Genomic DNA, 24214 nt, shown 5'->3' with positions numbered 1-24214 from the left:
AAGGCAGCCCGCAGGCTGCCTTTCTTCGAAGCAATTTCTAAAGAAGATTATGCAGGAGACGGGCTGCCTTCCGGCAATCCGCCGCCACGGTTTGGCTCGGGCTTCAGAACCTGCTGTACGTCCGATGCCACCGGAGTGCCGCCGCCGCTGCTCGGGTTCATTGGGGGCAGTTCCTTGCCTTCGATGATCATGCGAATCTCGTTCGCATCGATCGTCTCGCGCTCGAGCAGGGCCTGCGCCATGCGGTGCATGATGTCCTGGTTGTTATTCAGGATGTCATACGCCGAACGGTACGCCGTATCGACCAGGCCGCGCACTTCGCCGTCGATCTGCCGCGCCGTTTCTTCTGAGAAGTCGCGGTGCTGCGCAATCTCGCGGCCCAGGAATATCTGCTCTTCCTTCTTGCCGAAGGTCAGCGGACCCAGGTTGCTCATGCCGTACTCGCAGACCATCTTGCGGGCCAGATCAGAAGCGCGCTCAATGTCGTTACCCGCGCCGGTCGTCATCTGCTTGAGGAAAATCTCCTCGGCAATGCGGCCGCCCATCAGGATGGCAAGCTGCGTCTCCAGGTAGTCCTTGGTGACGGTGTGCTTGTCGTCTTCCGGAAGCTGCATCGTCACGCCCAGCGCCATGCCGCGCGGAATGATCGTGACCTTGTGGAGCGGATCAGCGTGATCGCGCATTGCCGCCACCAAAGCATGTCCGGCTTCGTGATAGGCTGTGACGCGCTTCTCTTCGTCGGTCAGCAGCATCGACTTGCGCTCGGCACCCATCAGGACCTTGTCCTTGGCCTGCTCAAAATCGAGCATCATGACCGATTTACGGTTCGCGCGCGCCGCGTTCAAAGCCGCCTCATTGACCATGTTGGCCAGATCGGCGCCGCTGAAACCCGGTGTTCCGCGAGCCAGCACGCGAAGATCAACATCGTCGGAAAGCGGAACCTTCTTCGAATGCACGCGAAGCACTTCCTCGCGGCCACGCACATCCGGACGGCCTACGACCACGCGGCGGTCAAAGCGGCCGGGCCGCAGCAGCGCAGGATCGAGCACGTCGGGACGGTTGGTTGCGGCCACGAGAATGACGCCGTCATTCGATTCGAAACCGTCCATTTCTACCAGCAGCTGGTTCAGCGTCTGCTCGCGCTCATCGTGTCCGCCGCCCAGGCCGGCGCCACGGTGGCGGCCCACTGCATCAATTTCATCGATAAAGATGATGCAGGGAGCATTCTTCTTGCCCTGCTCAAACAGGTCGCGCACGCGGCTTGCGCCCACGCCGACAAACATCTCCACGAAGTCAGAACCGGAGATCGAGAAGAACGGGACATTTGCTTCGCCCGCAACCGCGCGCGCCAGCAAAGTTTTGCCGGTTCCCGGAGGCCCGACCAGCAGCACGCCCTTGGGAATGCGTCCGCCCAGCTTCTGGAACTTCTGCGCCTCGCGCAGGAACTCGATGATCTCCTTCAGCTCTTCTTTGGCTTCGTCAACGCCGGCCACGTCCTTAAAGGTGACCTTCTTCTGCTGCATTGAGAGCAGCCGCGCCCGGCTCTTGCCGAAGGAGAGCGCCTTGTTGCCGCCCGTCTGCATCTGCCGCAGCATGAAGAACCACAGCGCGCCGATGATGATGATAGGGGAGAAATTGATCAGGATCGGGAGCCATGAGTTTCCATTCTGGTCCTTCACGCTCACCGACACCTTGTTGTCCGACAGCACGTCGTACATCTTCGAGTAGCCGGTCGGGATAATTACGTGAAACTGACTCTTCGCGTCGCTCTTGAAGTGCCCGCGCACCTCGTTGCCGGAGACGGTCACGTCACTGATCTGCCCCTGCTGGGCGTCCTGCATAAATTGTGAGAAGGCGATCTCCTGGTCTTTGCCGCTGCCCGTACCTTTCTCGAATACCTGCCACAGCAGAACCAGGCACGCGAATACGAATACCCAGAAGATGATCGTTTTGACCGTTGAATTCACGAAAACCTCGTTTCTCTCAAGCGCCCGCCACGCGACGGCGCACCTCTATCCTGCATTAGACGCAAATTTCGTCGAAAAAGTGCCGGGAAAGACACTCTCGGCGCCCAATGAGCGTATTTTTTATTTTACTCCCAGTAACATTCCAATTGAAATTTGCTTCGCAGCTTTTTTGTGACCCGGGAGGGCAGGGCCCGGTTACCGCGGCAATCTGTTACCTTTTGCTCATTCGGGTGGAAATCCATTTGAAATCAATCGGAAACAGAATTAGGCCAGCTCTTCAGCTTCCACCCTCAGGCCTGCAGCTTGCGCGGCGTGGCTCATAAGCTCAGATCCCTGCATCCAAACAATCTCTCCCTGCCATTCGAGCACGGGCCAGCACTTCCGTTCCTCCGGAGCCACCCGCATCCGCTCAAGGACTTCCTTCACCCGCTTCGGCCCGCTACTGTATTGCAACAGGACACGATCTCCAGCCTTGTGCACCCGCAACATGGCCGGAGGCGCAGAAGAATCCGGCGCAGCCGTGCTTGCAGTCAGCCGCAGGCCGAAGGCTTCCGCCGTCACCTGCCCCGGAATGGCAAGCTCATATTCCGGCAACTTCTGCTGCTTTTCTGCTTCGCGGACCAGCCTCAATTCGCGTGGCGTGCGCTCTGCCTTGATCTCGGCTGTCAGCACCTCCCTGCGCCCTGCTTTGCCCTCGCACATATCGAGCAGCATTTCCGTCTGGTCAAAATTCAGGTGGCAGCCCAGCCGCTCGCCTGCTGCCCGCAGAACCCTGCGCCGCAGCGCCGGACCGAGCGCCCGCAGCCGTTCCACCTCCATCCCGAGAGCCGCTTCCTCCGGATGTGTCGAGGCACTCCGCCCGCCGCCGCGCACCGCCCTCCCGGGCAGAAGCAGTGATGGCAGAACACGCGCCAGCTCGGTCTGCCAGTAAGCGTCCTCGTCCTGTGCTATCTCCGCTACATGTCCCAGATGCGCCGCGACCTGCGGGTTGAACTCCGTCAGCACGGGCAACAATTCATGCCGGATCCGGTTGCGCATATAGGCTGCATCGCTATTGGTCGAGTCCTCGCGCCACGCCTGGCCTGCTTCTCGCAGCCAGGCTTCAATTTCAGCGCGCCGTGTCTTCAAGAATGGCCGCAGGATTGCGCCGCCGGGACGATCGACTACAGGGAAAATACCTGCCAGCCCCTCCGTCCACGCCCCGCGGATCAGCTTCTGCAGCACGGTCTCGGCCTGGTCATCGAGGGTGTGCGCCGTGGCCACTGCATCGAGCTCGCCCTGCGCCAGCAACTCGTCAAACCACGCATACCTCAGGTGGCGCGCTGCCTCTTCGATTGTCTCCTGTTTCTCCTGCGCGTGCCGCGGAGTGTCCACATCATGGCGCAGAAAACGAACTCCCAGCTCCCGCGCCAGCTCTTCGACAAATACGGCATCCGCATCCGCCTCGGCACCGCGAATGCCGTGGTGTACATGCAGGACGGTCAGCGCCAGTCCAAGCTCCTGCCACCGGCCTGTGAGCGTTCGCAGCAGGGCGACCGAATCGGCGCCGCCGGAGACAGCCACACCCAGACGAGTCCCGGCGCGAAGATGCTCCGTCAGAAGAGGCAGCGAAGATGGCTTCTGTTTCGACATTCTTCGAGACTCATCCTACAGCCTTATACTGACTCACGTATGCTTGAGACCCGCGCAGCCACCGTCGCCGACGCCGCCACCATTACCCGCCACCGCCATCGCATGTTTGTCGATGCAGGCCGGCAGGACAACCCAGTTCTGCATGTCATGTCGCAGCACTTCGAGCCATGGGTCACGCGCATGATCAACGAAGGCAAATACCTCGGCTGGCTCACCGAGGACAACAGCAAGGTCATTGCCGGAGCAGGCATTCTGCTGCTCGATTGGCCGCCGCACCCGCTCGATCCGCGCTCGACGCAGCGCGCTTATTTGTTGAATGTCTATGTCGAGCCCGAGTACCGGCGCAGAAAACTTGCCAGCCAGCTCATTGAATACGCGCTTGCCGAAGCGCGCCGCCGAAAGATTCGTGTGGTGGCTTTGCACTCGACCGACGAGGGCCGCCCGCTGTATGAGAGCAATGGCTTCCGGCAGACGAACGAGATGTTTTATGTTGAGCCTGTAGAAGCATAAGCGCTCAGGGTGCAGCGTACAGGGCGCAGGTCTCAGAAAATCAGGTTGTCACCCTAAGCGGCAAACACTAGTTTGTCATTCTGAGCGGAGCGCGAAATCGGGGTCCCCGGCAAGTGGTCTTTGCTTGCTGGGGTGAAGGAGCGCGTAGTCGAAGAACCTGCTTTTCGCATCGAGTGCCGGAACATGGGTGCCCTATACTTCGCGCAGGGAAGTGTGGGAAGCAAGGCAACCAGTCAAGCCCCAACCAATCCTGAGCGCTGCACCCTGAGCCCTGTGCCCTAGCATTGACCCCTCCCAACCTGCTTCACTAGACTTCTTGAGAAGAGTTCCCAACAGAATGCCGCTTTTCCCGAACCTGCGTATCTTCCTGGCTGTTTCGCTTCTTGCTGCTCTTTCCATCGCTCAAGCTCAGCAATCCGCCGATGTCCCCGCACCTGCTCCTCAGACAAAAGGAAACCAGAAGCAGCAGCAACCGCCAGCCAAGCCGCCGCAGGAAAAACCTCCGGCACTTGTTGATCCTGCAGGCCCCACGGTCAGCCTGCAGACCAGCGAGGCGCTCTTCGACGTTGCCGCCACGCTCAATGCCTGCGGCTATGACAACGGCCTCACAGAGTCAGATCCCGTCCGCGCGCGCGTGCGCGACCAGATCAACCAGGCAACGCAGCAGTCGGAAAAAGCCCGCGACGCCCGCGACAAGCTCTGCGTCTTCATCAACCAGCACCGCCTGGCCGATGCCAGCCGCGATCTCGCGCAGTATGTCTCTCTGGCGCTCTATCTCACGCCTCCGCCGGAACTGGCTTTAAGCGTTGACCAGGGTGACATGCCGCCCGACTCCGTTCAGGTCGTCGACATTCTTCCGCTGCTGCATGCCTTCGTGGACGCCGCACAGCTGCACCTCATCTGGGTCTCGAACCGTACGGCCTATGACGAAGAAGTCGCGCGGCTGCACAATCCACTGACGGAGATGATCGTCTCGACCAACACCTATCTCAAAATGCCGGCCAGCACTTACAGCGGCATCCGCTTCGTGGTCGTGCTTGAACCGCTGCTCTCGCCCGCGGAAACCAACGCCCGCGTCTATGGCCCCGACTATGTTGTGGTGGCCTCGCCTGTCAACGGCTCCATCCACATGCAGGAGGTGCGCCACACCTACCTGCACTACGTCGTGGAGCCGCTGCTCTATTCGCGCGCCTCCGCCATGGACCGTATTCTGCCGATCCTGAAGACCGTCCGTGATGCGCCTCTTGATTTCCAGTACCGCGCCGATATCGTCTCGCTCGTCATCGAGTGCCTCATCCGCGCCGTCGAAGCCCGCACCATGGACACCGGCATCGCTGAATACAAAATTCCCGCCGACGTGCGCCGTTCCGACCTTGAGCACGAAACCCAACTGCGCAACGCATCTCTGCAGAAGATCTCCGCTGTGCGCCAGCGCTCCGTCACCCAGAGCATGGTCTCCGGCTTCGTGCTCACGCAGTATTTCTATGACCAGCTCATTGCTTTTGAGCGCACGCCGGACAGCCTGAAGGAAGCCATCGGCCCGATGGTTTATGGCATGGATGTCGACCAGCAGACGCATCGCGCACGCGACATTCAGTTCGCGGAAGAAGGCTCGTCTGATGTGATCCGCCACGCGACGCGGCAGCCGCACGGACTCGATCTCGCCGAAATCAAGCTCCACCAGGGCGACCCTGCCGGAGCGGAGAAGCTCGCACAGACTGCTCTGCAGGAGCACACTCCTGATCCAGGACGCGCCGACTACATCCTCGGCGTCACCAACGCCATGCAGGGCCACATGGAGGAGGCGGAAAAGAATTTCGGCGATGCCATTCGCCTCACCAAAGACCCGCGCCTGCTGGCCTGGTCGCACATCTATCTCGGCCGCATTCACGATATCCGCGAAGAGCGCGAAGACGCTGTCGCCGAATATAAGACAGCGTTGACCGTGCGCGACGGCCAGCCCGACACCAAGGCCGCCGCCGAAAAAGGCATCAAGCAGCCCTTCGCCTTGCCGAAGCAAGCCCAGCACCAGGAAGACTCAGGCGACGACGATGCGCAACCCGCAACCCAGCAGCCGGCCACCAGTACTCCGCATTGATGAAAAACCGCGATTCCGAATCGTCGACCAACAGGAACAAATTGCCAGCCACGATAGGATGAATGCATCGCTATGGCTTCTCAGACGCTTGAGTGATTAAGGAGGCATTCTGGATCAGAAAGTCCTCGGCTTCCATGAATTACTCGCGCCACACTACCACTTGATCTTCGAGGACTGGGATCGGGCGATTGACCGTCAAGCGAGGGTTCTTGACCATCTCTTGAAAGCGCAGTTCCCGGACCGGCCCCTCAAAATTTTGGACTGCGCATGTGGTATTGGGACTCAAGCGATTGGATTTGCAAGATCGGGCCATAAAGTGATCGCATCGGATCTAAGCGAAGCAGCCGTGGTGCGCGCCAAGCACGAAGCTAAGATTCGTGGCTTGAAAATATCCTTCCTCGTCTCAGACATGGCATCGATGTCGGAGATTCTGGAAGACACTTTCGATGTGGTAGCTGCAATGGATAACGCTCTACCGCACTTATCCGGCGACCGGGTTCGACGCGCACTCAGAGTCGTTGCTTCGAAACTCGCACAAAACGGTCGATTCATCGCGAGCATCCGAGACTATGATGAACTCCTCAATCAAAGACCGACCATACAACAACCCGCGTTTTATGGGAATCCAGGGAAACGGCGCATCGTCCATCAAGTGTGGGATTGGATCGATAGGACAAGATATACCGTTCACCTTTACATCACCGAAGAATCTAATCAGGCGTGGATGACGCATCATTTCGTCTCTGAATATCGCTGTATCTTGCGCAGCGAACTTTCGAACGAGCTGGAGTCTGCCGGTTTCAAAGACGTGCAGTGGCTCATGCCAGGCGAAAGCGGCTACTATCAGCCGATTGTTCTGGCGAGATGGGAGCCGGCATCTTGATCTGAACGAATGACCGGCTATTCGGAAGCAATTCGATGCATCTCTACTTTCGAGCCAGCAGAAGCCCGGTAAGCACGAGAAGCACAATCAACAAAATCGCCAGCCCGGCTCCAAACACCCGCACCAGGTTCCCAAGCGACTTCACATTCTGAGCCAGCTCTGTATGTTCTGAAGCATTGCGCTCAACGGTCTGGCGCAGCAGCACAATCTGCTCCTCGATACGCTTGAGCTCTACGCTGTGATCCTGCACCGAAAGGCGCAGGTCACGATGGCTGGCTTCAATCTCGGCAATCCCATGCTGAATCTCAGTGTCCGCCGGGGCGACTCCACCGGAGCTCGCAATATTCAACAGCGTTGCCACCATCTGCGCCGCGCCGTGATCGATCAGGCGCAGCCCGCCGGTGAGGATCGGCAGCAGGGGCCTCAGCTTGCCGAGATTCTGCGAAAACCGGCGCCGCTTCCCAGGCTCCGGATCGGGATCAGGTTCGGGCAGCTGCGCCTGCTTCGGAAGTTCCTGATGCTCAGGGGGAACCTTCACCTCTTTTGCAGCGGGGTTGTCTTCGACGATTTCCAGCGGTTTTTGTTCAATGGTCTCCGGCATTTCCATCCTGTTCTATCACAGGTAAGATGCGAAAGCCCTCACCTAGCAGGGGGCAACGGGGATTTCAGGGAAAATCAACCAGAAGTTCCTCAACTTCTTTTGCTTGTCAAAACAGGCGCATCAGGCCCGGCATCCAGAACTGGAAATCCTGTGATGGGGTCTTGACGAATCTCAGCCTTGGAAGCTTTCCGGGTAGGCGAGGGTTTCAGCCTTCGCAATGAGGTTGAGCGATTCCGTGGGGCTTCAGCCCCTGAGGTATGCGATTTTTCCTTCATCCTCGACGTTCTTTCCAGATTACTGAATGAAGTAAACGCTAGTGGTGGCGAATCAGAAATTCAACACATATTTCAAGACAGTTTGTTACGCATAAATCGCTGAAAAGCAGGTCCTTCGCTACGCTCAGGATGACAATCTTTGTTTCATGAATTCATAACTCACCACGTTAGAGACTAGTCTACTTCACCAGATGCAGCGTCCGGGTCCAGCGCGTCTGATCGAAAAAATGCAGGACGATGTGGCCGATAAACCCGACTTTGTCCCCGATGCCAGTCTTCTCGATCTGATTTTCGGGCGTCACGAACGACCAGTAGACAAACAGCGGCCGCCCCACAATGTTCTCGCGCGGCACAAAGCCCCAGTAGCGGCTGTCGAGGCTCACCGGACGGTTGTCGCCCATCGCAAAGTAATGCCCGTCAGGAACAACCAGGTCGTCGCCCTGGATGTGGCTGGGCAGATCCACCGCCCATTGCGCTGTTACATCCACAGCCTGTGAAGGCGAGACGGACGGGAAATCATCGCGGTATGGATAATAGCCTTCCTCGGAAGGCTTTGCCGCCTGCGGCTCATTCTGCGGCTGCCCATTCAGGTAAACAATGCCGTTGCGCAGATGGATGTGGTCGCCGGGAATGCCGACAACACGCTTCACCAGAAAAATATGGTCGCCGTTCGCCTCAGCCACCGGCTTGAAGAAGACAATAATGTCGCCGCGCCGGATGTCGCGATGGTGATCAAAGGGGGCCCACTTTGACGGAGGAGCCAGCGACATGCGGTCGACCACCACGTGGTCGCCGATCAGCAGCGTCTTCTCCATCGAAGCCGAGGGAATCTCAAAATTCTGAAAAATAAATGTAAGCGCGAAGAGTCCGATTACAAGTACGCCACAGATGGAAGCAATAAATTCGAGCGGAGTCTCTTCAGCGTGCTGCTTTTTCTTTTCCAAGGGCTTTTCGAGGATTTGTTCCATATCTCTTACCAGACCACGCGAAACATACGGTCCCAGCGCGCAAAATCAACCACGCTGTTTACAGGGGTAGTGTCGTGTCTGAGTCTATCATCCGGAAGGTCCGGTACCGCCGCTCCCGATCGCTGGCGCAGCGAGAAATAAATCAGGAAGGGACGCCCCACAATATTAGGCTGCGGCACGAATCCCCAATAACGGCTGTCGCGGCTGTGGTTGCGGTTGTCGCCCAGAACAAAATAGCGCCCCGCAGGAACAATCAGGTCGCCGTTCTTCATGTCGCCGCGCATTTCGTTCCACCAGTTCGCATCCACTCCGGGATCGATGTACTGCAGAGTAGGAAACTGGTCGCGGAAATTATCCGAGTACGACACCTGATACATGGCATACGGCTCACGCAGCGGCTGTCCGTTCAGATAGACCAGCCCGTCGTGCAGATGCACATGGTCGCCGGGAACGCCGATGATGCGCTTCACTACGTGGTCTGCAGGATCGAGCGGAAAATGGAAGACCACTACATCTCCGCGCTGCATCTGGCGATAAGGCAGCAGCCAGCGCCATATCCCGGAAGGCGCGTAGATCATCTTGTTGACCAGGAGAAAATCGCCCACCAGCAGCGTGTGCTCCATCGACTCCGATGGAATGCGGAAGGGCTGCACGACAAACGTCAGCACGAAGAGGGCCACCACGATGACAGACAGCAACGATCGCGCCGTATCGAGCACCGTGGGATAGACAATCTGCTTCTGCACAGCAGGCCGGTCCACTATTTCGACGGTGGGAGCAGGCGGTGCTTCCACGCCGGCAGTGGCCAGGCTTTGCTGAAACTCACTCATCTCCAGACTCTTTCAACGCAACCGCGCGCAGTTTTTCAAGAGCCCGCCGCGCGGCTTCCTGCTCGGCTTTCTTTTTCGTGCTGCCCGAGCCGCGCGCCAGCGCCTTCGCCCCTGAGCCGTTCGCCGCATGCTGCACTTCCACCAGAAATTTCTTGCGATGGTCGGGGCCGCTCTCGCCCTTTACTACATATACAGGCTGGCCGCCCTTGTGCGCCTGCAGATACTCCTGCAAGGCGGATTTATGATCGCCAATGCTGCGACCCTCGACCAGCTCTCTCATGAGCTCGGCGACATAAGGCTCCACGGCGGCGCGTTCTACAAAGGTGCGCGTTGTTTCGAGGCCTGCATCGAGATAGAGAGCGGCAATCACAGCTTCCATGCAGTTCGCGAGCAGGGCGTTCTTCTTCCGGCCTCCGCTGCGTTCCTCTCCTTTGCCCAGGCGCATGTACTTGCCCAGCTTGAGCCCGGCCGCCACCTGCCCCAAATGCTTACGGCTGATCAAGGCCGAGCGCAGGCGCGTCAATTCCCCTTCGCTCAGCTCCGGAAAGCGCCGGAACAGAGATTCACCTACCAGCAGGCCGACCACCGCGTCCCCCAGGAACTCCAATTGTTCGTTATCTTCAATCGGCTCGTCCGGTTCGCTTTCTTCATTTGTAAGATGGCGTTCATGGGCCAGTGAGCTGTGTGTCAGGGCCTGAACAAGCAAATGCTGCTGCCCGAAGTGGTGTCCGAGCGCGCCTTCGAGCGTTTCCAGTGATGAGTGCCCCATTTGCGCTGCAACTTCTCTTATGGAAATTTAGAGTTATCCGATAGAGTATTCGATTCTTTAGACGGAATACAAAGCAGAGTAGGCTCATTTCGCAGGGTTTATCGCATTTTCCACAGCTGGCCGCCTGCCCACGTTATTTTCATGAAAATCAATTGGAATTTCATGTGAACAAAGTGAAATTTGCTTGCGTCTGCTTACCTTTTTCTTCACTTATTAAAAAATGTTTGCCAGTTGTGATGTCTCAGGACTAGGATACGTGTCAGTTCGGGGTAGTTCGCTTTTAGAGCACTCCAGGACCCAATGCAGTTGTTTCGATCGTTTCTAAGGTGCCGATGTAATCCATTTCAAAAAATAAAGCCAGAGTACGGAGCGATTCTTTATGGCATGGTATGCCTACTGCATTACAGAAAAGCAAGCGTTTCCTGAACTTCTTCGTCACCGCAAACCCATTCCTTTCGAATCAGTTTCGGGTATTGCAGGAAATCAAGTCTTCTTATACCCGGCCAGCGATTTAGCCGTCATCGTAAGTGAACATTCTCCTGAAGACTCTCAGCAGGACCGCGCCGCACTCGAACACGCACGCGTGATTGCCGACTGCTTCAAAACCTCCACTGTTCTCCCCTTCCGGTTCGGCACTGTCTTTTCCGATGACGACAGCCTCCGCCGGTCGATCCGTTCCAATCAGCGCCAGTTCCTCACCAATATCGAGCGTCTTCGCGGAAAAGCCGAAATGCACCTGAAAGTCATGCTCGACGACTGTTGCCGCGAACAAATCCACGCCTATCACCCTTCTCATGCAAATGGCGGGACAGGCCGTGAGTATCTGGCCCAATTAAGGGAAAACGCCACGCTGCAGCGCGAACGCCAGACAAAGGCGCGCGCCGTCTCCGTGCAGATGCACCGCATGTTCTCTCCTCTCGCCGAGGAGATTACCTGCCGCCGTATGGATTCAGGCAAGATGCTGCTGGATATCGCCCACTTGATCGATCACAAAGCGGTGGAGCGGTACCAGAACAAATATTCAAGCGCCAGCCAGCTGATGAAAGACTGCCAGATGCAACTTTCCGGCCCCTGGCCGCCCTATCATTTTGTGCACCGGCTCACTACGCGCCACGGCAACAATCACCACGCCGCCGCTCCAGCCATGCACGCCTGATCTGCAAGAAGAAAGCGCATTGGAGCATAAAGCCCCGGCGGACCCACGAACCGCCGGGGCTTTTCTCTTCTGGAGCAAGAGATCAAACGGGCCATGCACTCCCGTATCGACCTCTATGTTGAAAGACGCACGAGACGGGGAAATGTTTACAGTTTTCGCTTCGTTCTAGGAAAAGCGTGTCCGCTTCCAAAGCAGCCATCCGCATCCAATCGCCGCGAACACCAATACCGCACACAATATGCTCATCCATCCAAAATTCATCTCGAGGGAGGGCACGCGCACCTGCAATCCGAGCCAAAGGAAAATCGCCACCGCTGCTGCGACGATTCCGTAATCCCACCATGGCCGCCGCCCTTTCGCCTCGCCATGCAACTCGCCGAGCTGCGCTGCTATGCAGTCTTCAAAACGCAGGCCGTACTTCTCGCATTCGCGGGAAATGGCGTTGCGTCCGGAAGCCTGCTCGCGCGCCGGAGCAGCCGCCGTGCTGATGAACACCGCGCCGACGATCATGAGCAGTGATCCGAGCAGGATGAGCCAGCGGTTCGCATCGCTCACGTGTGCCAGCTCGCCAAACACCAGGGCACCCCAGGCCAGCCCCCAGAGCTGGTTCGTATTCGAAAGCGGAATGCCGCGTCCGATGCCGATGTATTTTGTCGCGTACTGCTGAAAGAGATCGCCGATCACCCAGCAGAAGCCACCGAGGAATATCCAGAAGACCACATGCCGCGCGGCATACAGTTCAGCATGCAGGTGAGGAATTCCTCCGCCAAATGCAATGGCGAGCAGCGCCATCGTGCCCAACTCCCCAAGCGTGAAGACGGTCACGAAGGACAACGGATTCATGCCGCTCAGGTAGGCCTTGCGGTACGGCACATACATTGTGCCCCAGAGCAGGCTCGCGCCCAGCGCCGCTACGACTCCATGCACCGCCTGCGCATGCAGCATATTTGTATGCTGCACAGTTACAAATGCCAGCAGGATGGCGGCAATGACGATTGCCAGCGCGCCGCCCAGTACGCGCCCTGCTGTCTTGAAGCCGGCGCCGCGCATTTCCTGAAAGAGCAGCCATCCCCAGAAGATGCCGACCAGGCTGTTTGTGTTCCATAAAGGAAAGGCAATCGACAGCCCGACATCACGAATAGCGAAGACGGTCAGCGTATTGGCGACTGCCCACAATGCTCCGGCGAGCACGGCCCACACAATTAAATGCGGCTTGGCGAAGAGGTCGCGAAAGACATAGTCTGTGCCCTTGAGCAGGGTGGGAAGGGTCCATCGCGCCACAAAAACGCCCAGCACCATGGCGAGCGAAATTGCGAATGGAGAAATGCCCGCATTCACCAGCTTGGTTGGAGCTTCAGCCCCGCCCAGCCAGACTCCCGCAGCCAGCCCGCAAAATACCCCAAGACTATGCATGGAGGCAGTCTGCGTCTTGCTCACCACTGTATTCGCCAAGAAATCTCCTCTGTTCCCTGCCCTCAATGCAGCCATGCCAGCAGCACAACACCGAGCGCCAGCACCCCGGCCGGAATCCAGAACTGCACATCTGTCAAGATTGCCTTAATCATTTGGACCACCGTATCGCATTTTCAGGAATAGCACATCTCGAAGCCGCGACCTCAAGTCGACGCGACCATCAGGGAGTCGGCGACCCTGCACAAATCTATAAAGGGCACGCTTGCCTGGAAATACGATCATGGCATCGCTACCACACTGTCAAAATAAGGCGAAAAGTTAACATGACATCCGTAGCTTCGCGCTCCTATAATTGCATCCCATAAGTGAGGAATTCTTCGATGCATACTATTACACCTGACAAGCCTCTTGAGCATCTCGACGACTGGGACGATTTTGTAGCCAGCCGCTACAAGGAAGGCAAGGCTGAAGAAGAATTCCGCAACTATGACGCCGAGACTAATCCAGGCGTAGCCGAATTCTACCGCTTGAACCACACAAATCAGACGCTGGACTTCGTACTCCAGAAGGAAAAGGAATTTCTCGCGCTCAACCGCGGCAAGAAGAGCATTTGGGAAGCGGCCGATTATCTCAACACACTGGTTGACGACAGCGATCCGGACACTGACCTTACGCAGATCGAGCACCTTCTGCAGACTTCGGAGGCTATCCGCAGGGACGGCCACCCGCGCTGGATGGTGCTAACGGGCTTCATTCATGATCTGGGTAAGGTGCTCTGCCTTTATGGCGAGCCTCAGTGGGCAGTCGTGGGCGATACGTTCCCGGTTGGTTGTGCATGGTCGAGTGAGATTGTCTTCCGCGAATACTTCAGCGCAAATCCTGACAGCAAGGTTCCTGAATACCAGAGCGAATATGGCATCTACGAGCCCAACTGCGGCCTCAATAAAGTGCACATGTCCTGGGGGCACGACGAGTACATCTATAACGTCGCGAAGTCTTACCTGCCAGAGCCTGCGCTCTACATGCTGCGCTACCACTCCTTTTATCCCGCGCACAAGCATGGGGCGTACAAGCACCTCATGAACCAGCACGATGAGGAGATGTTCGAGTGGGTGCACAAGTTCAATCCATATGACCTCTACTCCAAGGGCCACACAAAGCCCAATCTGAAGGAGTTGAAGCCGTACTACGATGATCTGATTGCGGAGTATTTTCCGGAGAAGATCGACTGGTAAGCTCGTCGGGTTCATGAATAAGAAAGCGCCCAGGTAAGGGCGCTTTCCTATTGTCGCGAAGCGCTTCCACCCGTGCGGTCAGCGCCAGCGCTGATCAAGTTTGCAAATATCCGATATGCTCCCGGAACTGCCTCGGTCATCTGCCGGTAGAGCGCATAGGCAACATAAATATAAGTACCCTTGCCATACTTCGCGTAAAGCAATCCGCCCTTCTGCGGGTCCTGACCGGGATCATGCGTTTCTGTCAGCGCGGTATAGTGCGAGTCCCACGACTCCATGAAGGAGTGGCCGCGCTCTTCGACCCATCCGTCGAAATCGTGCTCGGTAATCTGGTTCGGCCACGTCATCAGGGGGTTATTCGGTTCGAGAATCGTGACCTTCGACTTCTCATCCACGACTTTCTCAGGCGAGCGTCCAAGCGTATATGGATACGGCCCGAAGTTGTGGTCGTATTCCCCGCTGTTGTATTCAACAATTACCGTGCCGCCATTCTGCGTGTAATCGAGCAAGCGACGCGTTGCCATGGCCAGCTCCGACCTTGCTGCATAGGTGCGGATACCGAGCACAATCGCGTCATACTGGCTCAGGTCGCTGTGCAGAATTTCGTCCGAAGTCAGCAGGTGCGAATGTACTCCGATCTGATCGAGCGCCTGAGGGATTTCATCTCCGGTGCCCATGATGTATCCGACCTTCAATCCAGGCGCGACCTTCACATCTACGCCACGCGCTCGATATGCTGCCGGACGATAAGAATAATAAGGACGCACTCCGGGATAACCAACCTGTTGCACGTCTTCGCTGAACTCATAATTTCCGCTGCGCGCGACCGCCTTGATGGTATAGTTCGCATCACTCAGCGCAGAAGGATGCACGGTAAATGTAACTGTTGCAGGATCATTTACCGGGAGATGGAACTTTGAGGTCGAAGGCTCGGCTGTCCAGCCCGTGGGAAGCTCCAGCCGCAACTCGCCATCCGCGGCTTCCTGTTGCTCATTGGTAAGGGCTACGTTCAGCGGAAAAGATTTCTCTCCGAGCGGGACCACTCCAGCGCCAGTGCCAATCTTGACAGAAATCTGCGGCAGCACAACCAGCGGCTGATACACCGCGCCCGGTCCATGCACCCAGTGAACTGTCTGGACCACCTGCCCCACGCGCACAGGCACGCCGTCGTAATCGAATTCGGCCCAGCCTTCCACCGGATATGGCGCGAACGGGCGGTTCAGCCAGCGCTTGTCGTTAATGTCGTAATAGGGCTGCTCAATCGATGGACGACTGAAGTAAGCCCGCGTTGCCGGCGCATTGCGCGGCACATGGACCTTGAACAGGATGTCACCGTCAGCAGCGCTCACGGTGACCGGGCCGCCGATGCGCTCTACCGGCCAGCGCTCGTTCTCCGGAGTCACGAGCCAGGTTTTCGCCAGCCGCAGCTTGCCGCCGGGGGTCCACGGCTCCGCGCTGGTTACGTGCAGGCGCACGTTGAAGTCCATATCCGGCGTGGCATGGAGAAATGTCATCTCGGCTGCCGAGCCGAAGAACGGATTGCGGTCGGGCGCAGTTCGCGGCGTCACGAGCGCATTCACCTGCAATCCAAGCGCTTCGGCCAACGCAGTATTGAACTGCGCCAGCTTGATCTGAAGCTCATGGTTGACGTTTGCCTTGTCATCGACGCTCAGTGAGCTTGCATTTACCGTGTCGATCAACTGCTTCGTTTTGAGATACCCATCATGCAGGTCAGGAAGAATCTTCGATGGATCAGAAGGGATATAGGCGTACTGCGCGTGCGCCACATGACGGTCAATCTCGCGCAGGCCATCTTTCAGGAACTGCGTATCGCCATGCGCAAGCGCGGCAATGCCTGGAAGTGAAACGTCAATGCCATCAAAGAACGATGTCTCACCGTCTTTGGTCTCCACGCGTGAGCCATAACGATGGTAGGCAACATTGAACGGCCCGGACAGCGGCGGATTGCCTCCGCCATTCTGCGACTTCTGCTCGCTCCAGCCTTCGCGCGCCATCTGCACAAAGGAGCGGCCTAGCACTGGATCGAATGCGCCTTCCGGTATCTCGACGTTTGTCGACGGAACATCGTCCATCCACTGCTGGTTCACATAGTCGCGCAGGTGCAGCGGTGAAGACTTGCCGGTTGCGTAGTCGAACATCTGCTTGTGGGTACCTGCGCCGTTGATCGAGAAACCAGGCACGCGCGCATACACCTTAAGTGGCGACCAGGGCCGTAATCCTTCTGCGATTTGATCAGGAAAGACATTCGGGTCACCGGCGGCCTTGAAGACCTCCTGCGCCATTTCGCCCGACACCTGGTGGTGTCCATGCCCATCGGTGACATTGCCGGTAAAGACAGACGTAATCACCAGCGGTCGGTTCAGCCGCACGGCGCGCACTACGTCGTAGAGAACGCGATCATGCCCCCACTGCTCAAAGGCCTCGTCAATTGTTTTTGAGAAGCCGTAGTCGGCGACTCGCGTCCAGTACTGCTCTGTCCCGCTGAACTCATCGGCGCGCAGCAGCTCGTTGGTGCGGATCAGCCCCAGCGCGTCGTAGCTCTCTTCCGACATGGCATTCTGGCCGCCTTCGCCGCGCGTCAGCGTCAGCATGGCCACGCGCGCTCCTGCTCCGCGCGACTCCAGTGTCAGCATGCCGCCGTCCTCATCATCCGGGTGCGCCACGATCATCATCACGCTGGCCCAGGTGTGCAGCTTGCGCAGCGTCTGCCACAAGCCGTCCGCACCACGGTCTTCCGGCAGCGTCTGCGCGTTGGGAGTGGCGGCAATCTGCGTTGCCCACGGAACTGTCTGCGCCGGTGCAGCTATGGTTGCGGCAAGCGCGAGTGTGGCGAACAGCTTGAGTCGTCGGCTGGCTGGCTGCATCTACCTGGTTAGTCTCCGAAAATTGTGGATTTGGCTACAGTGTACAATCCACGCACTGAGTTTCTTGTTTGATGATGATCGAACCATGACGATGCAGCTGAAACGCCAGCTCAACCTGGGCAGCGCCATTTCACTGAACATGATGAACATGGTTGGCGTGGGACCGTTCATCACGCTGCCGCTTGTTGTGGCAGCGATGGGCGGCCCGCAGGCCATGCTGGGCTGGCTGCTCGGCGCGCTTATCGCCGTATGCGATGGACTGGTGTGGGCAGAGCTTGGTGCGGCCATGCCCGAAGCCGGGGGCTCCTATGCCTTCCTGCGCGAGATCTATGGACGCAACGGCGCAGGACGCTGGGCGTCATTTCTCTACATCTGGCAGCTTGGGTTCAGCGCGCCGCTCTCGATTGCATCCGGCTGTATTGGACTTGCGCAGTATGCTGCATGGCTGTGGCCTTCATTGAATGGCACAGTGCCGGACATTCCGCATCTGCGCTACTCAAGCCTGCTTGCTGCGGGAACCTGCCTCTTTATTCTTGCGCTGCTCTATCGCAACCTGAGTGTCATTACGCGTCTTGCGTGGGTTCTCTGGGCCGGCGTTCTTATCACCATAGGCTCCGTGATTCTTGCAGGCGTCACGCACTTCCATGCGTCGCAGCTTGCCATGCCGGCTGGAGCCTTTCAGCTCACGCCAGCATTCTTTCAGGGACTAGGCGCGGCCACACTCATCGCCACCTATGATTACTGGGGTTACTACACGGTCTGCTTTCTTGGCGGAGAAGTCAGAAACCCTGGACGCACGATTCCACGCGCCGTGCTGCTCTCGATCGCTATCGTTGCTGCGTTCTATCTGCTCATGAATATCAGCGTTCTCGGCGTCATTCCCTGGCAGGAACTGGTCAAGGGCGGAGACGGGCGGTACGCTGTCGTGGCTGTTCTGATGCAACGGACCTTCGGACCAACAACCGCTCGTATTGTCGCTGCGCTGGTGATGTGGACTGCGTTTGCGTCTGTGTTTTCCCTTCTGTTGGGGTATTCACGCGCGCCCTATGCCGCCGCGCTCGACGGCAACTACTTCCGCTCTTTTGCAAAGCTTCATCCGCGGCATGGATTCCCCAACGTCTCACTGCTCGCACTCGGGCTTGTTGCCGCTGTCTTCTGCTTTTTTGATCTCTCGCACGTGATTGCCGCGCTGGTGGCGATCCGCATCATTCTGCAATATGTCTTGCAGCAAGCTGGCGTCATTCTCCTGCGCATTCGCAGGCCGGAAATGCCGCGGCCCTTTCGCCTGTGGCTCTATCCTCTGCCGCCGCTGCTTGCGCTGGCTGGATTCCTTTTCATTCTGTTCTCGCGTCCTGACGCATCGCGGGAGTTCGTCTATGCCGGAATTATCGGAGTATCGGGAAGTATTCTCTACTTCGCCCGCGCCTACCGGAGAAGCGAATGGCCCTTCATTTCAGATAAAAAACAGACAATCCATGCCGAGACAAGACCCTAGAATGAAGAATCACGAAATCTGTAACCACCTGTGGCTACTTTCCGTCACATCAACAGCAACTGGTACACAACGCTTCTTCCTGAAGAGCTGTGGAGCCAAGTACTTTAGTCTGTAAAAGCAAGGGACTGAACGATGCTGATTGGCAAACCAAGCGATATTCCTTCTTCTGAAATCACTCCCAAGTCTGCCTATCTGAACAGGCGCAAATTCATGGCAGCCGCCGCAGCCACCGGAGCAGCCGCGCTTGCCGGAGATCGCATTGCCCGCATTCTTGAGCCAAAAAGCAGCGCGGCAGCTGCGACCAAGCTCGATACCGTCAAAAGCCCGCTGTCCACCACAGGCGAAGACCTTACGCCCTACCAATACATTACGAACTACAACAACTTCTATGAATTTGGAGTGGAGAAGTCAGACCCCGCGAAGAATGCAGGCCGATTGCAGACGCGTCCATGGACTGTGAGCGTCGAAGGGCTGGTAAAAAAACCGAAGACCTTCGATATCGACACGCTGCTCAAGCTTCGTCCGCAGGAAGAGCGCGTTTACCGCCACCGCTGCGTTGAGGCCTGGAGCATGGTCGTTCCCTGGGTTGGTTATTCGCTCTCGGAGTTCATCAAGGAGTGCGAGCCACTGGGCAACGCCAAATATGTGCAGTTCCTTACCCTTGCTGACCGCAAGCAGATGCCGGGTTTGAACCAGTCCTCCATCAACTGGCCTTACTCTGAAGGCCTGCGCATGGATGAGGCTATGAACCCGCTCACTCTTCTCTGCTTCGGTTTGTACGGAGAAGTGCTGCCCAACCAGGATGGCGCGCCCATCCGCATCGTAGTTCCGTGGAAGTACGGATTTAAATCAGCCAAGTCGATCGTGAAGGTCCGCTTTGTGGAAAAGCAGCCACATACGGCATGGAACGACCAGGCGTCCAACGAATACGGCTTCTACTCCAACGTGAATCCGAATGTGGACCATCCGCGCTGGAGCCAGAAGTATGAACGCCGCATTGGCGAGCCGGTATTCAAACAGCGCAGGCAGACCCTCATGTTCAACGGGTACGGCGACAAAGTTGCCAGTCTCTACAACGGCATGGATTTGCGGAAGTATTATTAGGACTTTCCGTTCAACTACCCAGGTTCTCCTTCGACTTTGCTCAGGGGAACCTTGGGCACCCGTTTTTCCCAAACTATGACAAACCGCTCGATCATTGTTCTTAAAGTTCTTGTACACATTGCCTGCCTTGCGCCTGTGGCGTGGCTTGTTCTGCAGTTCTGGCGCGCCAGCACTACTACTCCTGATGCGCTGGGCGCTGACCCTATCGCATTCGTCACTTTTTTCACCGGCAAAGGAACGCTGCGCCTGCTGGTGCTTTCGCTGGCAATCACGCCTATCCGGCGGCTCATTCCAGCACTTAGCTGGACGATCCGTTTTCGCCGCATGCTTGGCCTTTATGCCTTCTTCTATGCCTGCCTGCACCTCACCACTTATGTCTGGCTTTACTCCAACTTCAGCCTGAGCGCCATGCTCAATGACATCAGCCAACGCCGCTTCATCACGGCGGGCGTCACTGCGTGGCTGCTGCTGGTGCCGCTTGCTCTCACCTCGACCACATGGTCGATCCGTAAACTGGGCGGGAAGCGCTGGCAGGCCCTGCATCGCCTGGTCTATGTGGCCGCTGTTGCAGGGGTTGTGCACTACTGGTGGGGAGTCAAATCCGGCGTCCGCACGCCACTTGGGATTACGATCGTCCTCGGCATTCTACTGCTTGTGCGGCCTGCGCTCCAGCTCCGTCAAAAACAGAGAAAAACGCAGCCGGCGCAACTCTGAGACATAAACTGTTGTCTACATGAGTGTCAGGAGCCTGCTCTATGTCCCGCATTTCTGCCTTTTTGCGGACTGCCGTTGTCTGTCTGCCTGCCCTCGTTTCCGTAGCGCAAAACAGCGCCCACCACAAGACTTCAGCCAAGGCAGAAGTCGATCATGCGCGTCCGTTGTCCAATGAGGAACGCGCGCAGCAGATTCTTGACCGCTTTACCTTCGGCCCGCGGCCGGGCGATGTGGCTGCCGTGACCCGCCAGGGCTGGGAAGCATGGTTCAACCAGCAGTTCAATCCTGAGAGTATTCCTGATACTGACCTTGAGAAACGCCTCGCCGCCTTCCCTTCGCTCAACATGCCGCCTTCCGAAATTGCTGCCGACTTCCCTGACGGACAGGCACTGCGCCAGATTGAGCTGGGCAAGCGCGCCATGCCGCAAGACCCTATTCTTACCGGCGCCTACCAGGTAGCTCTCGCCAAGTACGACCAGCAGCAGGCCAAGAAAGATGCTGCGAACCAGGTGCCTCCACCGATGGATGCGCAGAACCCGCAGGAGAAAAAGCAGGAGGACGCTGCCTCGGCGCAGATGCTGGCCGTACAGGTTCTCGGTTACCCGAAGAATATGCGCATGCAGGCCATTATGCGTCTGCCGGTTGAGCAGCGCATTGCCCTGTGCCGCGATATCGCCGATCCACAGCGTGGTATGCTCATCAACGACTTCACTCCGCGTGAGCGCGAAATCTTCTCCATGATGGCTGGCGGAGGTGGCGGCAGTCTGGGTGTGGTGCAGAATGAACTGCAGCAGGCGAAGATCCTGCGCTCGGTTCTGAGTGAGCGCCAGCTTGAGGAAGTGATGACGGACTTCTGGCTCAATCACTTCAATGTCTTTCTGCGTAAGAACCCGATCGAAAGCTACTATCTGGCCGACTACGAACGCGGTGCCATCCGCGCGCATGCGCTGGGCAAGTTCAAGGACCTGCTGCTGGCCACGGCGCAGCATCCGGCCATGCTCGACTATCTCGACAACCGCACCAGCATTGGTCCGGATTCAGTTGCTGCCGGCAGGCAGAAACCCGGGCAGAAGCAAGCCGACCGCGGCCTGAATGAAAACTATGGCCGTGAGGTAATGGAGTTGCACACGGTGAGCGTGAATGGCGGCTACTCGCAGGCTGACGTTACCAATCTAGCCAAGATTCTCACTGGCTGGACGGTCGATCATCCTGAACTTGGCGGGCCATTTGTCTTCAATCCGCGCTGGCATGAGCCTGGATCGAAGAAATGGTTCGGCCACACCGTGAAGGAAGACGGATTGAACGAAGGCGTGCAGGCCCTGCTGTGGCTTGCCGCCCAGCCGCAGACAGCGCACTTTATCAGTTACAAATTAGCGCAGCGCTTCGCTGCCGACGATCCACCGCCGGCGCTCGTTGACCGCATGACCCAGACTTATCTCTCCTCGGACGGGGACATTAAGCAGATTCTGCTGGTCATGGTGCATTCGCCTGAGTTCTGGTCGAGGACCAACTACCGCAACAAGGTGAAGACGCCGCTTGAATTTGTCGCCTCATCTTTCCGGGCAACAGATACGAATCCAACCAACCCGGGCGCGCTGATCGGAGTGCTGACGCGCATGGGTGAGCCGCTTTACCAGATGCAGCCGCCGACGGGATATCCGATGACCGCCGACCACTGGATGAATTCAGCTGCGCTGGTCGACCGCCTGAATTTTTCGATGGCTCTTTCCACCAGCAAGATGGGCGGCATGAAATTCGACGCGCCGCATCTGCTCGCCGCCGGTCTTCTGTCCCGTCCGGCATCCGGTCCGGAAGGCATGCACGCCGCAGCGCTCGCTGAGCCGGTGTCACTCACACAAACAGCGCGGCCCAGCGGACAGGATGAAGCGCTCTTCCTGATGGAGCAACTTCTGATTGCAGGCGATGTCTCAGCCAAAACCAATACTGTCATCCGCGAGCAGCTGGCGCAGTCACAGCAGCAGGACCCGTCGCAGACACTCGACACGATGACTGCGCTTATCCTGGGCTCGCCGGAATTCCAGATGCGCTGATTACAAATCTGTTACCTTTTCTCTTTTACCTGGAAAGGGGAACTTCATGCGCTGCACCACTGCGCTTGGCCTTGCTGCGCTCTGCGCTTTTACCTTCACTGCCGTTGCTCAAATCGATCCGCAAACCAGGCAGCTCTCCCACGACATCTTTCAGCAGCTTATCGAGATCAATACGACGGATTCTGTCGGCAGCGTCACTGCCGCGTCGGAAGCCATGGCGCAGCGGCTGATCGATGCCGGATTTCCTAAAGACGGCATCTTTATCGGCGGCCCGAATGACCGCAAGAAGAACCTCGTCACCCGCATTCATGGAACCGGCACCAAGAAGCCTATCCTCTTTATCGGCCATCTCGATGTTGTCGAAGCGCGACGCGAGGACTGGACAACCGATCCGTTTCAGTTTGTGGAGAAGGATGGCTACTTCTACGGGCGCGGCACGCAGGACATGAAAGAGAGCGACGCCATTCTTGTCACCACTTTTATCCGGCTCAAGAAAGAGGGCTATAAGCCTGAACGCGACCTCATCCTGGCGCTTACTGCAGATGAAGAAGGCGGCAAATCGAATGGCGTCGACTGGCTTATCAAGAACCACCGCGATCTCATCGATGCTGAATTCGTCGTCAACCCAGATGGCGGCGGCGTCGATATGGAGCACGGCAAGGCCATTGCCATGGACGTGGACGCGACGGAAAAGCTCTACGGCGACTACCAGCTCACTGCCACCAATCCCGGGGGACACAGTTCCCTGCCGGTGCCGGACAACGCCATCTACCACATTGCTGATGCTCTAGCGCACGTGCAGCACTACACGTTTCCGTTTGAACTGAATGCCATCACGCATGCCTATTTTGAGCGCATGAGCACGCTTGAATCCGGCCAGACCTCGGCGGACATGAAGGCCATACTCCACTCCCCACCCGATAAGGCGGCCATCGCCCATCTCTCCGAGAATCCGGAGTACAACTCCACGATGCGGACTACCTGCGTGGCCACAAGGCTCTCCGGGGGGCATGCCAACAATGCCCTGCCGCAGACGGCGCAGGCCAATGTGAACTGCCGCATTCTGCCTGGGCACTCGCTCGAAGAGGTACGACAGGAACTGATCCGCGTCATCAACGACCCGAAGGTCACGGTGCGCTACGTCAAGGATGATGGAACGGTTTTCGAGCAGGCTCCGGACCGCAAGCAGCTTTCGCCGCCGGCGCTGAAACCCGAAGTCATGGAACCACTGGAGGGGCTGGTGAAGAAGATGTGGCCGGGGATCCCTGTCATCCCCACCATGTCGACTGGAGCATCGGATGGCGTCTACACCAATGCTGCGGGGATGCCGACCTATGGCATTTCGGGGATTGCGCTTGAGACCAACGATGTCCGGGCGCATGGGAAGGATGAGCGCCTTCCGGTGGACTCCTATTACCGGGGGGTGGAGTTTTACTATGACTTCGTCAAGAGACTTGGGTCCCGGTAGGATTGCGGAGGGTACCCCCCTCCCCCTATGTAGCAGGTGGCTTTATTTGTTTTCAATAGCTTACGAGGGGGTCACCCCCTGGTAAGTCATTGATTCTTCTATTGCTTGCGCACTACTCCAGTGTTTTCAAATACTTAGAGGGGGGCGTTTCGTACTACCT

Annotated in this window: 19 protein-coding genes; 10 read left to right on the top strand and 9 right to left on the bottom strand. The window is 57.6% G+C overall.

The window, feature by feature from the left end; genetic code table 11:
- Positions 1-47 precede the first annotated feature (47 nt).
- Both ftsH and tilS read right to left on the bottom strand, forming a co-directional pair.
- On the bottom strand, positions 48-1967 hold the full coding sequence (ftsH, locus tag AC5S16_RS16455; RefSeq protein WP_493931186.1) for an ATP-dependent zinc metalloprotease FtsH: 1920 nt from the start codon (positions 1965-1967) through the stop codon (positions 48-50).
- Positions 1968-2231: 264 nt separating this feature from the next.
- The gene (tilS, locus tag AC5S16_RS16450) at positions 2232-3599 is read right to left on the bottom strand and encodes a tRNA lysidine(34) synthetase TilS (RefSeq protein WP_493931185.1); all 1368 of its coding nucleotides are present in this window, start codon (positions 3597-3599) and stop codon (positions 2232-2234) included.
- Between the two features lie 39 nt (positions 3600-3638).
- Here tilS and AC5S16_RS16445 point away from each other — a divergent pair, with 39 nt between their 5' ends.
- From AC5S16_RS16445 to AC5S16_RS16435, 3 genes are all read left to right on the top strand, one after another.
- Positions 3639-4109 (top strand): GNAT family N-acetyltransferase, encoded by a 471-nt coding sequence (locus AC5S16_RS16445; RefSeq protein ID WP_493931184.1) that lies wholly within the window; start codon positions 3639-3641, stop codon positions 4107-4109.
- A 337-nt stretch (positions 4110-4446) separates the two neighbouring features.
- Positions 4447-6207 (top strand): tetratricopeptide repeat protein, encoded by a 1761-nt coding sequence (locus AC5S16_RS16440; RefSeq protein WP_493931183.1) that lies wholly within the window; start codon positions 4447-4449, stop codon positions 6205-6207.
- 160 nt (positions 6208-6367) lie between these two features.
- Complete coding sequence (locus tag AC5S16_RS16435; RefSeq protein WP_493931182.1) at positions 6368-7090, top strand: class I SAM-dependent methyltransferase; 723 nt, start codon at positions 6368-6370, stop codon at positions 7088-7090.
- A gap of 43 nt (positions 7091-7133) precedes the next feature.
- Here the strand turns inward: AC5S16_RS16435 and AC5S16_RS16430 are convergent, their stop codons facing one another.
- The 4 genes from AC5S16_RS16430 to rnc form a co-directional block, all read right to left on the bottom strand.
- A complete protein-coding gene (locus tag AC5S16_RS16430; RefSeq protein ID WP_493931181.1) occupies positions 7134-7691 on the bottom strand; it encodes a hypothetical protein in 558 nt (185 codons plus the stop codon).
- Between the two features lie 454 nt (positions 7692-8145).
- On the bottom strand, positions 8146-8934 hold the full coding sequence (gene lepB / locus AC5S16_RS16425) for a signal peptidase I (protein WP_493931180.1): 789 nt from the start codon (positions 8932-8934) through the stop codon (positions 8146-8148).
- Between the two features lie 5 nt (positions 8935-8939).
- Positions 8940-9764, bottom strand: a complete 825-nt coding sequence (gene lepB, locus AC5S16_RS16420; protein WP_493931179.1) for a signal peptidase I — start codon at positions 9762-9764, stop codon at positions 8940-8942.
- Positions 9757-10533 (bottom strand): ribonuclease III, encoded by a 777-nt coding sequence (rnc, locus tag AC5S16_RS16415; protein WP_493931178.1) that lies wholly within the window; start codon positions 10531-10533, stop codon positions 9757-9759. Before rnc ends, lepB (AC5S16_RS16420) begins: the two co-directional genes overlap by 8 nt.
- Before the next feature lie 379 nt (positions 10534-10912).
- Here rnc and AC5S16_RS16410 point away from each other — a divergent pair, with 379 nt between their 5' ends.
- Positions 10913-11689: a GvpL/GvpF family gas vesicle protein gene (locus AC5S16_RS16410; RefSeq protein WP_493931177.1), complete on the top strand. Its 777-nt coding sequence runs from the start codon at positions 10913-10915 to the stop codon at positions 11687-11689.
- A gap of 165 nt (positions 11690-11854) precedes the next feature.
- Here AC5S16_RS16410 and AC5S16_RS16405 read toward each other — a convergent pair whose 3' ends face one another.
- Together AC5S16_RS16405 and AC5S16_RS16400 are read right to left on the bottom strand one after the other, a co-directional pair.
- On the bottom strand, positions 11855-13141 hold the full coding sequence (locus AC5S16_RS16405) for a GRP family sugar transporter (RefSeq protein WP_493931176.1): 1287 nt from the start codon (positions 13139-13141) through the stop codon (positions 11855-11857).
- A 23-nt stretch (positions 13142-13164) separates the two neighbouring features.
- On the bottom strand, positions 13165-13254 hold the full coding sequence (locus tag AC5S16_RS16400) for a translocated intimin receptor Tir (protein ID WP_493931175.1): 90 nt from the start codon (positions 13252-13254) through the stop codon (positions 13165-13167).
- 228 nt (positions 13255-13482) lie between these two features.
- Here AC5S16_RS16400 and AC5S16_RS16395 point away from each other — a divergent pair, with 228 nt between their 5' ends.
- Positions 13483-14337, top strand: coding sequence for an inositol oxygenase family protein (locus AC5S16_RS16395; protein ID WP_493931174.1), 855 nt, complete (start codon positions 13483-13485; stop codon positions 14335-14337).
- 47 nt (positions 14338-14384) lie between these two features.
- Here AC5S16_RS16395 and AC5S16_RS16390 read toward each other — a convergent pair whose 3' ends face one another.
- Positions 14385-17222 (bottom strand): PIG-L family deacetylase, encoded by a 2838-nt coding sequence (locus AC5S16_RS16390; RefSeq protein ID WP_493931173.1) that lies wholly within the window; start codon positions 17220-17222, stop codon positions 14385-14387.
- Between the two features lie 85 nt (positions 17223-17307).
- Here AC5S16_RS16390 and AC5S16_RS16385 point away from each other — a divergent pair, with 85 nt between their 5' ends.
- The 5 genes from AC5S16_RS16385 (at position 17308) to AC5S16_RS16365 (ending at position 24054) form a co-directional block, all read left to right on the top strand.
- On the top strand, positions 17308-18717 hold the full coding sequence (locus tag AC5S16_RS16385) for an APC family permease (protein ID WP_493931172.1): 1410 nt from the start codon (positions 17308-17310) through the stop codon (positions 18715-18717).
- A 132-nt stretch (positions 18718-18849) separates the two neighbouring features.
- Positions 18850-19821, top strand: a complete 972-nt coding sequence (gene msrP / locus AC5S16_RS16380) for a protein-methionine-sulfoxide reductase catalytic subunit MsrP (RefSeq protein WP_493931171.1) — start codon at positions 18850-18852, stop codon at positions 19819-19821.
- A gap of 75 nt (positions 19822-19896) precedes the next feature.
- Positions 19897-20535, top strand: coding sequence for a protein-methionine-sulfoxide reductase heme-binding subunit MsrQ (gene msrQ / locus AC5S16_RS16375; RefSeq protein WP_493931170.1), 639 nt, complete (start codon positions 19897-19899; stop codon positions 20533-20535).
- A 41-nt stretch (positions 20536-20576) separates the two neighbouring features.
- Positions 20577-22586 (top strand): DUF1800 domain-containing protein, encoded by a 2010-nt coding sequence (locus tag AC5S16_RS16370; protein ID WP_493931169.1) that lies wholly within the window; start codon positions 20577-20579, stop codon positions 22584-22586.
- Positions 22587-22632: 46 nt separating this feature from the next.
- The gene (locus tag AC5S16_RS16365) at positions 22633-24054 is read left to right on the top strand and encodes a M20/M25/M40 family metallo-hydrolase (RefSeq protein ID WP_493931168.1); all 1422 of its coding nucleotides are present in this window, start codon (positions 22633-22635) and stop codon (positions 24052-24054) included.
- Positions 24055-24214 lie beyond the last annotated feature (160 nt).

The sequence above is a fragment of the Acidobacterium sp. FHG110202_01 genome (genome assembly GCF_059115305.1).
Note: the sequence above shows the minus strand (reverse complement) of the source record. Positions and strands in the feature narration are given on the sequence as shown.